Annotated in this window: 16 protein-coding genes and 1 riboswitch; of the genes, 7 read left to right on the top strand and 9 right to left on the bottom strand. The window is 74.1% G+C overall.

The features are described from left to right. Positions 1–139: 139 nt before the first annotated feature. Positions 140–1,054 carry a methylenetetrahydrofolate reductase [NAD(P)H] gene (gene metF, locus ACWEPF_RS27755; RefSeq protein WP_345279769.1) on the bottom strand — a complete coding sequence of 305 codons (915 nt, stop codon included), beginning with the start codon at positions 1,052–1,054 and terminating at the stop codon, positions 140–142. Positions 1,055–1,273: 219 nt separating this feature from the next. On the opposite strand from metF, the gene ACWEPF_RS27750 reads away from it, so the two are divergent. Continuing rightward, positions 1,274–2,380 (top strand): polyprenyl synthetase family protein, encoded by a 1,107-nt coding sequence (locus ACWEPF_RS27750; protein WP_452174676.1) that lies wholly within the window; start codon positions 1,274–1,276, stop codon positions 2,378–2,380. A gap of 20 nt (positions 2,381–2,400) precedes the next feature. Here ACWEPF_RS27750 and ACWEPF_RS27745 read toward each other — a convergent pair whose 3' ends face one another. The 5 genes from ACWEPF_RS27745 to ACWEPF_RS27725 form a co-directional block, all read right to left on the bottom strand. Beyond that, on the bottom strand, positions 2,401–3,168 hold the full coding sequence (locus ACWEPF_RS27745) for a polysaccharide deacetylase family protein (protein ID WP_452174675.1): 768 nt from the start codon (positions 3,166–3,168) through the stop codon (positions 2,401–2,403). A gap of 167 nt (positions 3,169–3,335) precedes the next feature. Continuing rightward, positions 3,336–3,974, bottom strand: coding sequence for a thiamine phosphate synthase (gene thiE, locus ACWEPF_RS27740; RefSeq protein WP_452174674.1), 639 nt, complete (start codon positions 3,972–3,974; stop codon positions 3,336–3,338). Continuing rightward, the gene (locus tag ACWEPF_RS27735) at positions 3,974–4,339 is read right to left on the bottom strand and encodes an Rv2175c family DNA-binding protein (protein ID WP_345279775.1); all 366 of its coding nucleotides are present in this window, start codon (positions 4,337–4,339) and stop codon (positions 3,974–3,976) included. The genes thiE and ACWEPF_RS27735 overlap by 1 nt, the downstream gene beginning before the upstream one ends. 33 nt (positions 4,340–4,372) lie before the next feature. Beyond that, a complete protein-coding gene (locus ACWEPF_RS27730; protein ID WP_452174673.1) occupies positions 4,373–5,554 on the bottom strand; it encodes an NAD(P)/FAD-dependent oxidoreductase in 1,182 nt (393 codons plus the stop codon). Positions 5,555–5,697: 143 nt separating this feature from the next. Next, a complete protein-coding gene (locus ACWEPF_RS27725) occupies positions 5,698–6,690 on the bottom strand; it encodes a zinc-dependent alcohol dehydrogenase family protein (RefSeq protein WP_452174672.1) in 993 nt (330 codons plus the stop codon). Between the two features lie 109 nt (positions 6,691–6,799). Between ACWEPF_RS27725 and ACWEPF_RS27720 the strand changes: the two genes are divergently transcribed. The 6 genes from ACWEPF_RS27720 to ACWEPF_RS27695 all read left to right on the top strand — a co-directional run bounded on the left by ACWEPF_RS27720 (position 6,800) and on the right by ACWEPF_RS27695 (position 10,799). After that, entirely contained in the window at positions 6,800–7,141 is a 342-nt protein-coding gene (locus ACWEPF_RS27720) for an ArsR/SmtB family transcription factor (protein ID WP_452174671.1), read from the top strand. A gap of 69 nt (positions 7,142–7,210) precedes the next feature. After that, positions 7,211–7,323, top strand: a riboswitch (TPP riboswitch). Beyond that, positions 7,317–8,468, top strand: a complete 1,152-nt coding sequence (thiO, locus tag ACWEPF_RS27715; protein WP_452174670.1) for a glycine oxidase ThiO — start codon at positions 7,317–7,319, stop codon at positions 8,466–8,468. It overlaps the preceding riboswitch by 7 nt. Continuing rightward, a complete protein-coding gene (gene thiS, locus ACWEPF_RS27710) occupies positions 8,465–8,683 on the top strand; it encodes a sulfur carrier protein ThiS (protein WP_345279780.1) in 219 nt (72 codons plus the stop codon). The genes thiO and thiS overlap by 4 nt, the downstream gene beginning before the upstream one ends. A 2-nt stretch (positions 8,684–8,685) precedes the next feature. Then, positions 8,686–9,483, top strand: a complete 798-nt coding sequence (locus ACWEPF_RS27705; protein WP_345279781.1) for a thiazole synthase — start codon at positions 8,686–8,688, stop codon at positions 9,481–9,483. 79 nt (positions 9,484–9,562) lie between these two features. Then, complete coding sequence (locus ACWEPF_RS27700) at positions 9,563–10,018, top strand: hypothetical protein (protein WP_452174669.1); 456 nt, start codon at positions 9,563–9,565, stop codon at positions 10,016–10,018. 10 nt (positions 10,019–10,028) lie between these two features. Further along, positions 10,029–10,799 carry an endonuclease/exonuclease/phosphatase family protein gene (locus tag ACWEPF_RS27695; protein WP_452174668.1) on the top strand — a complete coding sequence of 257 codons (771 nt, stop codon included), beginning with the start codon at positions 10,029–10,031 and terminating at the stop codon, positions 10,797–10,799. Here the strand turns inward: ACWEPF_RS27695 and ACWEPF_RS27690 are convergent. The 3 genes from ACWEPF_RS27690 to ACWEPF_RS27680 form a co-directional block, all read right to left on the bottom strand. Beyond that, positions 10,789–11,016, bottom strand: coding sequence for a hypothetical protein (locus ACWEPF_RS27690; RefSeq protein WP_345279784.1), 228 nt, complete (start codon positions 11,014–11,016; stop codon positions 10,789–10,791). The genes ACWEPF_RS27695 and ACWEPF_RS27690 overlap by 11 nt on opposite strands. 65 nt (positions 11,017–11,081) lie before the next feature. Further along, a complete protein-coding gene (locus ACWEPF_RS27685) occupies positions 11,082–11,678 on the bottom strand; it encodes a hypothetical protein (protein ID WP_345279785.1) in 597 nt (198 codons plus the stop codon). A gap of 16 nt (positions 11,679–11,694) precedes the next feature. Then, positions 11,695–12,495: an alpha/beta hydrolase gene (locus ACWEPF_RS27680; RefSeq protein ID WP_452174667.1), complete on the bottom strand. Its 801-nt coding sequence runs from the start codon at positions 12,493–12,495 to the stop codon at positions 11,695–11,697. Positions 12,496–12,654 lie beyond the last annotated feature (159 nt).

The following is a 12,654-nucleotide window of genomic DNA, read 5'->3' as shown; positions in this document are numbered from 1 at the left end:
CGCTCGCCGGCACTACGACACGGACCGAGAGCCCGGCCCACCGCCGAATGACCCTCGTGCCCGGAAGCCAGCTGTCCGCCTTCCGCTGCGCGCAGTTCCTCGCGCCCCTGCTGAAACCGCCTGCCGGGCAGGCGACACCTCAGCGCTGGTGCAGGCCGAGGTTCTGGTAGATCTCCAGCGTCGAGGTCGAGTGGTTCAGCGTGATGAAGTGCAGCCCCGGCGCCCCCTCGGCGAGCAGCCGCTCGGCCATCGCGGTGGCGTGGTCGAGGCCGACCGCCCGCACCGCCTCCGGGTCGTCGGCGACGGCCAGGAAGCGGTCCTTGAGGCCCGGCGGGAAGTCCGACCCGGAGAGCTGCGGGAAGCGGGTGAGCTGGCGGATGTTGGTGACCGGCATGATCTCCGGGATGATCGGCGTCGTGCAGCCCGCCGCCTCGACCCGGTCGCGGAGCCGCAGGTAGTCCTCCACCTCGAAGAACATCTGGGTGATCGCGTAGTCGGCACCGGCGCGGCACTTGGCCACGAAGTGACGGATGTCCTCGTCCCAGTTCTCCGAGCGCGGGTGCATGTTGGGGAAGGCGGCCACGCCGACGCAGAAGTCCCCGATGCCCTTGATCAGCTCGACCAGCTGGTAGGCGTACTCGACGCCCTGCGGGTGGCGGACCCACTCGCCCTCGGGGTCGCCGGGCGGGTCGCCCCGGACCGCGAGCACGTTGCGGACGCCCTGGTCGGCGTACTGGCCGATGATGTTGCGCAGCTCGGCGATCGAGTGGTCCACCGCGGTCAGGTGGGCGACGGGCGTCAGGGTGGTCTCGGTGGCGATCCGGCCGACCAGGTTGACGGTCCGTCCGCGGGAGGAGCCTCCGGCGCCGTACGTCATGCAGACGAAGTTGGGGTCGAGGGCCTCGACCCGGCGGATCGCGTCCCACAACTTGGACTCGCCGGCCTCGGTGCGGGGCGGCATGAACTCGAAGGAGAAGGACCGGTCGCCGGCCGCCAAGAGGTCGCGGACGGTCTCTGCCCGGTCGGTACGGGTGGACGGGATGCCGAGAGCCATGCTGGCAGATTAGCCCTCCGCGCGAACGGCCCCGCAAACGTCGTCCACCTGCTGAGACGCGCTTCATCCGCCCGGTGGACGGGTCGTTCGGCCGTTCGACGGCGGCTCCGAGCACGGGTTCGAGGGGTGCCGCGCGCACGTTCGGCGGACGGGCCCGGCACGGCTGTCGACGGCCGCCCGGTTAGGCTGATCGTCAACCGAGTGATCCGGAGTTCCATCGTGCCCACGCCCACCGCCCGGCCGGTCAGCCCCCTGGAGACCGAGTCCGTCCGCGAGCGAGTCAACGCGGCGCTCGCGGTCTTCATGACCGAGCAGGCCGAGCTGCTCGGCACCGTCTCGGCCCAGCTGGGCCCGGTCGCCGACGCACTGCGGGAGTTCCTGCTGGACGGCGGCAAGCGGCTGCGCCCGGCGTTCTGCTACTGGGGCTGGCGCGGGGCCGGCGGCGCGGCGGAGGGCGAGGCGATCGCCCGGGCGGCGGCGGCGCTGGAGCTGCTCCAGGCGAGTGCCCTGGTGCACGACGACCTGATGGACCGCAGCGACACCCGGCGCGGGCTGCCCTCGATCCACCGGCGCTTCGAGGCGCTGCACCGGGCCAGCGGCTGGCGCGGGGACCGGGAGCAGTACGGGGCCTCGGCGGCGGTGCTGCTCGGCGACCTGCTGCTGATCTGGTGCGACGAGCTCTTCCTGCGCTCCGGCCTTCCGGCCGAGCGGGTGCTGGCGGCCAAGCCCGCCTTCGACCTGATGCGCACCGAGGTGATGGTCGGCCAGTACCTGGACGTGCTGGAGCCGGTGGCCGGGGACTCTGCCGACGAGCAGGCGCTGGAGCGCGCGCAGACGGTGCTGCACTACAAGTCGGCGAAGTACACCATCGAGCGGCCGCTCCAGGTCGGCGCGCTGCTGGCCGGGGCCGGGCCCGAACTGGTCTCCGCCTACTCGGACTTCGGACTGCCGCTGGGCGAGGCCTTCCAACTCCGGGACGACCTGCTCGGGGTCTTCGGCGATCCCGCGGTCACCGGCAAGCCGGCCGGGGACGACCTGCGCGAGGGCAAGCGGACCCTGCTGGTCGCGCACGCGATGCGCGGCCTCTCCTCCGCCGACGCCCGGCACCTGGACGAGCGGCTCGGCGCCCCGGACCTGACGGCCGAGGAGGTCCCGGTGCTGCGCGGCCTGGTGGAGCGCAGCGGAGCGGCCGAACTGGTGGAGCACCGGATCGACGAGCTGATGGCCCAGTCGCTGGCCGCCCTGGACGCGGCCCCGCTGGCGGCCGGCCCGGCCCGCGCGGCGCTGCTCGCGCTGGCCGAGGCGGCGACCGTCCGCAAGTACTGACGGGCCGCCGGCCGGCCCCGCTAGCGCTGCGGGTAGCTGTACGTGTAGCCCTGCTGCTCGAACCAGGGCAGCAGCCGCTCCAGCGCCTGGTAGGTCTGCGAGCGGTCGCCGCCGCCGTCGTGGAAGAGCACGGTCGGGCCGGTGCCCTTGGCCAGGCCGTTCTGGACGGCGGTGACGATGGCGTCCACGCCGGGGCGCTTCCAGTCGTCCGGGTCGACGTTCCAGCCGAGCGGCCGCATGCCGTGCTCGGCGGCGATCTTGCGGCTCTCGGGGGTGAAGGCGCCGCCCGGGGCGCGGTAGTACTCGACCTTGGCGCCGTCCCCGGCGGCCTGCTCGATCATCCGCTGGGCGTCCAGGATCTCGCTCTCCTGGTAGGCGACGGGCTTCTTGTCCATCGTGGTGTCGTGGTGCACCGAGTGGTCGCAGAGCCGGTACCCGGCCGCCGCCACCTGCTTGACCACCTCGGGGTGGGCCTTGGCGTTGGGGCCGACCATGCAGAAGACGGCCTTGGCGTGGTGCTCTTGGAGCAGGCCGAGGATCTTCGGGGTCCAGACCGGGTCGGGGCCGTCGTCGATGGTGAGGTTGACGGTCTTCCCCTGGTCCTCGGAGGCGTGCACGATCGACTGGTCCACCGTCGCGACCGGGCTCGCGGACGGGCTCGGCGCCGCCGCGGGCGCGCCCTTGCTGCCGAGCGCCTGGTCCGCGACCACACCGGCGACCACCACCAGGGCGGCGGCGACCGCCGTCGCCGCCGCGGTCCGTATGCCACGCCCGCCCGTACCCGTCATCGTCACGCTCCCCTTGCCACCGTTCCGTTCGTCTACGGTGACAAATACGCACAAAGAACACCAGCGGTTCCGGCACTCCCGAACTGCCGCGTGCGTCACACCCGTTCACGCACGCGACCGGCCGCCCGCAGCGGACTGCGGACGGCCGGTCGGGGGTGGCGCAGGGGCTACTGCCGGACGCGGCGGGCCAGTTCGGCCGCCGCGGCGCCCGGGTCCTCGGCCGCGGTGATGGCGCGCACCACCACGATCCGGGTGGCCCCGGCCTCCAGTACCTGGTCCAGGTTGGACAGGTCGATGCCGCCGATGGCGAACCACGGACGGCCCGTCACCGCCTTGGCGGCGTACGAGACCAGGCCCAGGCCGGGGGCGTACCGGCCGGGCTTGGTCGGGGTCGGCCAGACCGGGCCGGTGCAGAAGTAGTCCACCCCGGGCTCGGCGATCGCCGCGTCCACCTCGGACTCGGCGTGGCAGGAGCGGCCGAAGAGCACGTCCTCGCCGAGGATCGCCCGGGCGGCCGGCACGGGCAGGTCGTCCTGGCCCAGGTGCAGCACGTCCGGGCGGGCGGCGTGCGCGACGTCGGCCCGGTCGTTCACCGCGAACAGCTTGCCGTGGCGGCGGGCGGCGTCGGCGAAGACCTCCAGGAACTCGAGCTCCTGCTTCGCCTCCAGCCCCTTGTCCCGCAGCTGCACGATGTCCACGCCGTTGGCCAGCACCGCGTCGAGGAACTCCGGGAGGTCCCCCTGCTCGCGGCGGGCGTCCGTGCACAGGTAGAGCCGCGCGTCGGCCAGCTGCTGACGGCGGTCCATCAGATCAGCTCCGCCTGGGCGCGGCGCTTGACCTCGGTGCCGCGGTTCTCCACCAGGGCCTCGATCGGGCTGCCCGGCAGCGAGGGCTGCTCGGTGAACAGCCACTCGAGGATCTCCTCGTCGGTGAACTTGGCGTCCCGCAGCAGCGTCAGCGTGCCGGACAGGTGCTTCACCAGACCGTCGTCCACGATGAACGCGGCGGGCACCTGGAGCGACCGGTTCGGGCCGCGGCGCACCGCGATCAGCTTGCCGGACCGCACCATGTCGCGGACCTCGGTGACCTGCACGCCCCAGCGCTCGCTGATGTCGGGCAGGTAGGTCCACTCGCGGACCAGGGATTCGATCTTGGACTCGTTCTCACTCACGGCACCAAGACTGCCACCTCGGGCCCGCGCGCCCTAACCCAGTGCGGCCTTCAGCTGGACGGCCGGGTCGGCGGCCAGTGCCGGGTCCAGCACCGCCCCGCGCTCGATCAGCTTCTTCGCCTGCCCGGTGTCCCGCGGCCGGTCCACCGCGAGCAGCCCGGTCAACCGCCCCGCCGCGTCCAGCCAGAGCACCGTCCAGCCGGCCTCCTCCGGCGAGCCGCGCCACAGCAGCTGGTCGCCCGCGCCGTGCCGGCCGGCGTACTGCACCATCCGGCCGAACTGCTCCGACCAGAAGTACGGCACCGGGTCGTACGGCGCGTCCGCCCCGAGCAGCGCGGCGGCCACCGCCCGGCCGGACTGCAGGGCGTGGTCCCAGTGCTGGGTGTTCAGCCGGGCGCCGAGCCGGGCCGAGGGGTAGGAGACGCAGTCCCCCGCCGCCCACACCCCGGGCAGCGAGGTGCGCAGCCGATCGTCCGTCAGGACGGCCCCGGTGCGGTCGAGTTCGACCCCCGTCCCGGCCAGCCAGCCGGTGGCCGGGCGGGCGCCGATGCCCACCACCACCTCGTCGGCCGCCAGTTCGGTGCCGTCCGCGAGCAGCACCGCGCCAGGCTCCACCGCCGCGACGCCCACCCCGCAGCGCAGCTCCACCCCCGCCTCCGCGTACCAACGGGCCATCAGCGCGCCGATCTCCGCGGGCAGCGCCCCCGCCACCGGCGCGGCGGCGGCCTCCACCACCGTCACCTCGCAGCCGAGCTGCCGCGCCACCGTCGCCGTCTCGGCACCGATCCAGCCCGCGCCGACCAGCACCAGGCGCAGGCCCGGGCGCAGGCGCTCGCGCAGCGCGTGGGCGTCCTCGACGGTGCGCAGCGTCCGGGCCCCGGGGAGGGTCACCGGCTTGGCGCCGGTGGCCAGCACCAGGGCGTCGTAGCCGAGTTCGCCCCGGTCGGTGTGCAGCGTGCCGGGGGTGAGGCCGGTGGCCCGGTGGCCGGGGAGCAGCTCCACGCCGGACCAGTCGACGTCCAGGGTGGTCGAGTCGGTCCGGCCGAGCAGTACGTCCTTGGAGAGCGGCGGGCGGTCGTACGGCGCGTGCGGCTCCGCCCCGAGCAGCGTCACCGGCCCGTCCCAGCCCCCGGCCCGCAACGCGAGCGCGCACTGCGCCCCCGCCATGCCGCTCCCGACCACGACCGCCCGCCCACTACCCGTCAGCTCTGCCACACCGGTCACCCTATGGTCACCCCGGGGGCGCGGGGAACTGCGCGCGGGGGAACGGCACCACGTGCAACTGGCCCGCCTGCCCCGATCTCACGGTGGGCCGCCTTCCGGACTCGCGCGGTTCCTCGCGCCCCTGTGGGGCGCTGCTAGGCCTCCACGGTGACGACGATCTTGCCGATGTGGGTGTTGGCCTCCATGTACCGGTGGGCCTCCGCGATGTCCGCCAGGTCGAAGGTGCGGTCCACCACCGGTGCGAGCGAGCCACTGCGCAGGCCCGCCGTGACGAAGGCGACGCCGCGCCGCAGCCGCTCCGGGTCGGAGGTGACCTCGAAGAGGGTGTAGGTGCGGGTGCTGAGGGCCGGGTACTCGTCGGCGTTGGGCAGCGGGGTGGGCCGCGGGTCGAGCCGGCCGTAGACCACCAGCCGCCCGCCGGGGGCGATGGCCCGGGCGAGGGTGTTCACGCCGGGGCCGGCGACGGGGTCGAAGGCCAGCCGGACGCCCCGGCCGCCGGTGATCTCGGCGACCCGGGCGGGGAGGTCCTCCTCGTCGGTGACGATCACCTGCTCCGCACCGGCGTCCAGCAGAGCCTTGCGCTTGGCCTCGCCCCGGGTGGTGGCGATCGGCACCGCGCCGAGGTGACGGGCCGTCTGGATCGCGGCCAACCCGACGCTGCTGGAGGCGGCGGTGATCAGCACGTGGTCGCCGGGCCGCACCGGGGAGTCCTCCGCCAGGGCGCCGTACGCCGTCAGGTACGCCATCCAGACCGCCGCACCGCTCACCGGGTCGAGCCCGGCCGGGGCGGGCACCAGGGCGTGGGCCGGGACGATCACGCGGTCGCCGTAGGTGCCGTACACGTTCTGCGGGAAGGCCGGGACGACGCCGACCCGGTCGCCCGGGGCGAAGCCGGTGACGTCCGGGCCGAGCTCCTCGACCACGCCGGCCGCCTCGGCCCCGAGGCCGGAGGGGAAGGTCGGCTGCAGGAAGTACCCGCCCGAACGGAACATCACCTCGGCCCGGTTGAGCCCGATCGCCTCCACCCGGATCAGCGCCTCACCGGGCCCGGGGGCGCGGACCTCCACCTGACGCACCGTCAGGACCTCGGGGCCGCCGATCTCGTCGAACTGGACGTGTCGTGCCATGGGGTGGCCTCTCCTTCTGCCGGATCCACTGACCGGGACGACCTCACCACGAAGTTCGATGCACGTCAAACTTTGACGTGCATCGAACTTCACCGGCGACGGCCGTACGATGGGACCTACCCGCCCACCCCGAGGAGTCACCGTGGTCCGCACCCTGGAGCACCCCGATCCGGCCGACCTGACGCTGCAGCAGGTCTTGGACGCCCTGGTCGACCCGGTCAGGCGGCGGATCGTCACCCAGCTGTCCGAGGCGGCCGACGGCATGAGCTGCGGCACCTTCGACGCCACGGTCTCCCGCTCCACCCTCACCCACCACTTCAACGTCCTGCGCGAGGCCGGCCTGATCCGGCAGACCTACGCGGGCACCACCAAGCTCAACGTGCTGCGCACCGAGGATCTGGAGTCCCGCTTCCCCGGCCTCCTCCCGGCCCTCCTCGCCGCCGAGGCCTGACGCCCGCCGCACGCGCTCTCACTCCGTGAACTCGCCCTTCGGCGGGTGCCCCGGGCGGGGATATGGTGGGGCGGTATCCACGGGAGCCCGGTGCACCGGGCTGAGAGGCGGGCTGAGGCGGCCCGCGACCGTCCGAACCTGATCCGGGTCATTCCGGCGAAGGGAGTGCACGGCTTTGACACGCACCGAGACCGACGTCCTGGTGATCGGCGGCGGCATCATCGGCCTCGCGGTCGCCTGGCGGACCGCCCAGCGCGGGCTCGCCGTCACCGTGGTGGACCCCGAGCCCGGCCGGGGCGCGGCCCAGGTCGCGGCGGGCATGCTGGCCCCCGTCACCGAGCTGCAGTACGGCGAGGAGCCGCTGCTGCGCCTCGGGATGGCGTCCAACGACCGCTACGCGGACTTCGTCGCCGAGCTCACCGACCTCACCGACCTGGAGACCGGCTACCGCCGCACCGGCACCCTCGCGGTGGCGCTCGACTCCGACGACCGGGAGGAGCTGCGCGAGCTGCACGCCTTCCAGCAGCGCCTCGGCCTGGAGTCGCACTGGCTGACCGGCCGCGAGGCCCGCAAGCTCGAACCGATGCTGGCCCCCGGGGTCCGCGGCGGCCTGCACGTGACCGGCGACCACCAGGTGGACGGCCGACGGCTGGCCGCCGCCCTGGTGCTGGCCTGCGAACGCTCCAACGTCACCCTCACCCGCTCCGCCGCCGTGGAGCTGGTCGTCGCGGACGGGCGGGCCACCGGTGCCCGCCTCAGCTCCGGCGAGGAGGTGGCGGCGGCCCAGGTGGTGATCGCCGCCGGGCCGCAGAGCCACCGCCTGCCCGGCCTGCCGGACGGCGTGCTGCCGCCGGTGCGGCCGGTGAAGGGGCAGGTGCTGCGCCTGCGGGTGCCCTCCGCGTACGCGCCGTTCCTGTCCCGCAACGTCCGGGCCGTGGTGCGCGGGCAGCACATCTACCTGGTGCCGCGCGCGGACGGCGAGCTGGTGATCGGCGCGACCAGCGAGGAGCAGGGCTACGACACCACCGTCACCGCCGGCGGGGTCTACGAACTGCTGCGCGACGCCCACGAGTTGGTGCCCGGTCTGACCGAGCTCCCGTTGGTGGAGACCGGCGCGGGGCTGCGCCCCGGCTCGCCGGACAACGCCCCGCTGCTCGGCCCGACCGCCCTGCCGGGCCTGGTCGCCGCCACCGGCCACTACCGCAACGGGGTGCTGCTCACCCCGGTCACCGCCGACCTGACCGCCGACTACCTGGCCACCGGCGCGGTGCCCGCGCTGGCCGCCCCCTTCTCCCCCAGCCGCTTCGCCCCGAAGGCCGCCGCATGAACCAGCCGAGCCCGATCCCCCTCACCGTCAACGGCACCCCGCGCGAGGTGCCCGCCGCCACCACCCTGGACACCGTGGTCGGCCAGCTCAGCGCCTCCCCCAGCGGGGTGGCCGCCGCCGTCAACGAGGCCGTGGTGCCGCGCAGTTCGTGGAACGTGACCGTGCTCAGCCCGGGTGACCGGGTGGAGATCCTCACCGCCGTGCAGGGAGGCTGACCATGGCCGACGACCAACTCGTCATCGCCGGAACGGCGTTCGACTCCCGCCTGATCATGGGCACCGGCGGCGCCCCCAGCCTGGAGGTGCTGGAGCAGGCCCTGCTGGCCTCCGGCACCCAGCTCACCACCGTGGCGATGCGCCGGGTCGATCCGGGCACCCAGGGCTCGGTGCTGGACGTGCTGACCCGCAACAACATCCAGGTGCTGCCGAACACGGCCGGCTGCTACACCGCCGGGGAGGCCGTGCTCACCGCCCGGCTGGCCCGCGAGGCGCTCGGCACCGACTGGGTGAAGCTGGAGGTGATCGCCGACGAGCGCACCCTGCTGCCCGACCCGGTCGAACTCCTGGACGCGGCCGAGACCCTGGTGGACGACGGCTTCACCGTGCTGCCCTACACCAACGACGACCCGGTGCTGGCCCGCAAGCTGGAGGACGTCGGCTGCGCGGCCGTGATGCCGCTCGGCTCCCCGATCGGTTCGGGCCTGGGCATCCGCAACCCGCACAACTTCCAGCTGATCGTGGAGAGCGCCGGCGTCCCGGTGATCCTGGACGCGGGCGCGGGCACCGCCTCCGACGTGGCGCTCGCGATGGAGCTCGGCTGCGCCGCCGTGATGCTGGCCTCCGCCGTCACCCGGGCCCAGCAGCCGGTGCTGATGGCCGAGGCCATGCGGCACGCGGCCGAGGCCGGCCGCCTGGCCCACCGGGCCGGCCGGATCCCGCGCCGCTTCCACGCGGAGGCCTCCTCCGCGATGGCCGGCCGGGCCGACCTGGACACCCGGGAGCGCCCGGCCTTCTGACCGGCACTCCGCCCGGCACCGAGCGTGCGCGGCGGCTCCTATGCTGGCGGAGCCACGTGACGCCGGGACGGGAGCGCCGATGCACCGAGCACTGACGGTCGCCGCCGTGCTGGCGCTCGCCCTGGCGGGCGCCGTCGCGGTGCCGCTGCCCGGCGGCGGCTGCACCGGCGTCTGCTCGGAGACCGTCAACGCCGCGGACCGCCCGCTCACCGCCGGGCGCAACTACTGCGCGGGCGGCCAGTCCACCGGCGACCTGACGCTCCGTCGGCCCGGCTGCGCCTCGGCCGAGTCCGAGCAGCGCTGGACGACCGTCCCGCCGGGCCGGCAGACCCCGGCGGGACAGGACTGGGACACCCTCCGGGTGGACCCGGGCTGGTGCTACCGGGTCTCCTTCGAGGGGTTCTTCCCGTGGACCGCCGACTTCGCCCGGGACTACGCGGCCGGGGAGGCCGCCCTCTACGTCAAGGTGGGCAACGACTACACGGCGCGCGTCGAGAGTCAGGAGTACGGCCCCTGCGGGGGCTCGTCTCGGTAGCATCGGCCGGGTGAGCCGACCGAACCAGCTGCCTCCGCTGCCGGAGTCCGGGACCGGGGCCGACGGGTCCCGCACGGTCCGGGTGTTGAGCTACAACGTGCGCTCCCTGCGCGACGACCGGGACGCGCTGGTGCGGGTGGTCCGGGCCTGCGCGCCGGACGTGGTCTGCGTCCAGGAGTCACCGCGGTACTGGCGCCCCGAGGGGCAGGCGGCCTGTCTGGCCGCCCGCAGCGGGCTGGTGATCCTCTCCGGCGGCGGCCGGATCGCCGCCGGGCCGCTGCTGCTCGGGCGGCTCTCGGTGGACGTGCTGGAGGTCCGGGACCGGCTGCTGCCGAAGACCAGGGGCCTGCACGCGCGCGGCTTCGCCACCGCCCGGGTGCGGATCGGCGGCTCGGCCCCGTTCACCGTGACCAGCTGCCACCTGAGCCTGGACCCGGACGAGCGGCTGCGGCAGTTCGCCCTGCTGCCCGAGCAGTTCGGGCCGGGCGAGGAGGGCTTCGTGGCCGGGGACTTCAACGAGCACCCGGACGGGCCCGGCTGGCGCCGGATGGCCGAGCGCTACCAGGACGGCCACGCCACGGCTCCGTGGGGCGGCACCAACACCTCCGTCCCCTCCGATCCGCACCAGCGGATCGACGCGCTCTTCGCGACTCCGGGCGTGGAGGTACTGGCCTGCGGCGTGCCGCACGGCCTGCCGGGCGTCACCCGGGCCGACCTGGTGGCCGCCACCGACCACCTGCCGCTGCTCGCCGCCGTACGGGTGCCCGCCGTCAGAGGTTGAACAGACGGGTGTACGGGGCGCAGACCCGTACGCGCTGCGAGCCGCAGTCGACCAGGACGGCACGGTCGGGGCCGTCCTCCAGGGCGATCACCCGGCCCAGGCCGTACTGGTCGTGCGACACCCGCTCCCCCACCGTGAACTCCTTGGCTTCGGGCTGCGGTTGCGCCTTGAAGGGACTGGTGGGCAGTGCGCGGCGTCCTGCTCCTGATTTCGTCATCTTCGCCAGTATGCGCCCCCGCGCGGCGTTCCGACCCCCACCTTCGATTCCGATGCCGTCACGGCTCAGACCACCGCACCGCCGTGCGGGTCCTCCGGCTCGTCCTCGTCGCGGTCCTTCATCCGGATCACCAGGGTGGCGAAGCCGCCCAGGAAGGCGCTGACGCCCACCCAGGCCGGCCAGCCGGAGACCTCGCGCCAGACCAGCACGTCGAACAGGAGCAGGGCCGGCCCGCCGAGCACCGCGAGCCAGGCGAACCGGGCGGTGGTGTCCAGGGAGGGCAGCGGCGGCGGCTCCGGCGGCACGAAGTGGCCCTCGTCCGGGTCCTCCGCGGCCACGTAGTCGCGGGGGCCGGGCGCCTCCGGGCGGCGGCGCGGCTGCGGGGCGAACTCGTCCAGCCCGTCGGCGCCGCCGGGCAGGTCCTGCCGGGCCTCGCGGGCCTTGGTCTCCTTGGCCCGGACGTTCTCGATCTCGGGCCAGTCCGGGTCGGTCAGGTCGACCGGATCGTCGAACTGGGCCACCAGTGCCGCGAAGATCGCGTCCTGCTCGGCCTGGCTGCCGCCGAGCGGACGGCGCGCGGGCACGTCGGACCCGCCCGACGGCTCGGGCTTCGCCTTGCCGTCCAGGGGCAGTTCCTCGTCGTCGCCCGCGGTGTTGTTCATCTGCACTGCCGGCCCTTCAGCCCAGGTGGTCCTCGGCACTCACGTCCACGCCACGCGCCTCCACGACGGCGGCCGGGGTCAGCCGCCGGACGAAGTCGAGGCTCGACTCGACGATCAGTCCGGCGTCGTGGTCCAGCGTGGCCACGTGGTAGCTGCGCTCGCAGAGCAGCTCGGTCACATCGGTCGAGGATATCCGGGCCAGCACCAACTCGGAGTTGGCCGGGGAGACCACGTGGTCCTGCGGACTGTGCAGCAGCAGCACCGGCTGGCGGACGTCCGGCAGCTCCGCCTGCACCGTCCTCCAGAGCCGGGCCAGTGACCAGGCCGCGTGCAACGGCGTCCGGTCGTAACCGAGTTCGTGCACACCCGGCTTGGCGATGTCGTCGGCCACCCCCGGCAGGCTGGGCACCAGGTGACGGACCACCGGCAACAACACACTTGCGGGGTTGTCGGAACGCACGGACGGGTTGACGAGCACCAGACCGGCCAGCGCCGAACCGTGCCGGGCGGCCAGCCGCAGGGCCAGCGCACCGCCCATCGAGAGCGCGCAGACGAAGACCCGCTCGCAGGTCGCCGACAGCTCCCGGAAGGCCCGGTCCACCTCGGCGTACCAGTCCTCCCAGCGCGTCACCTGCATGTCCTGCCAGCGGGTGCCGTGGCCGGGGAGCAGCGGGAGCGAGACGGTGTACCCGGCGGCGGCGAACTCCTCGGCCCAGGGCCGCATCGACTGCGGCGAGCCGGTGAAGCCGTGCACGAACAGCACTCCGACCGGCCCGCCCTCCCGGTGGAACGGTTCGGCACCGGGCATCAGCGGCATCGGCGGGCTCCTCGGCGAGTCGGGCGGGCCACGAGCTTCGGGCGGCCGCACCAGGGAACTGACGCTCGAATCGTCCCATGCTGGGACACGGCTCGTACAGACCCGCCGGTGCGTACCGGACCGGCCGGAAGCATTAGGATCGTGCGGTCCGCACTCCAG

It is taken from the genome of Kitasatospora sp. NPDC004289 (assembly GCF_053602875.1).
Note: the sequence above shows the minus strand (reverse complement) of the source record. Positions and strands in the feature narration are given on the sequence as shown.

Coding starts and splice junctions, on each gene's coding strand:
- thiS (WP_345279780.1), top strand. CDS start 8,465: ATGAACCAGCCGAGCCCGATCCCCCTCACCGTCAACGGCACCCCGCGC.
- metF (WP_345279769.1), bottom strand. CDS start 1,054: ATGGCTCTCGGCATCCCGTCCACCCGTACCGACCGGGCAGAGACCGTC.
- ACWEPF_RS27685 (WP_345279785.1), bottom strand. CDS start 11,678: ATGAACAACACCGCGGGCGACGACGAGGAACTGCCCCTGGACGGCAAG.
- ACWEPF_RS27690 (WP_345279784.1), bottom strand. CDS start 11,016: ATGACGAAATCAGGAGCAGGACGCCGCGCACTGCCCACCAGTCCCTTC.
- ACWEPF_RS27680 (WP_452174667.1), bottom strand. CDS start 12,495: ATGCCGCTGATGCCCGGTGCCGAACCGTTCCACCGGGAGGGCGGGCCG.
- thiE (WP_452174674.1), bottom strand. CDS start 3,974: ATGGACCGCCGTCAGCAGCTGGCCGACGCGCGGCTCTACCTGTGCACG.
- ACWEPF_RS27725 (WP_452174672.1), bottom strand. CDS start 6,690: ATGGCACGACACGTCCAGTTCGACGAGATCGGCGGCCCCGAGGTCCTG.
- ACWEPF_RS27700 (WP_452174669.1), top strand. CDS start 9,563: ATGCACCGAGCACTGACGGTCGCCGCCGTGCTGGCGCTCGCCCTGGCG.
- ACWEPF_RS27745 (WP_452174675.1), bottom strand. CDS start 3,168: ATGACGGGTACGGGCGGGCGTGGCATACGGACCGCGGCGGCGACGGCG.
- ACWEPF_RS27705 (WP_345279781.1), top strand. CDS start 8,686: ATGGCCGACGACCAACTCGTCATCGCCGGAACGGCGTTCGACTCCCGC.
- ACWEPF_RS27720 (WP_452174671.1), top strand. CDS start 6,800: ATGGGACCTACCCGCCCACCCCGAGGAGTCACCGTGGTCCGCACCCTG.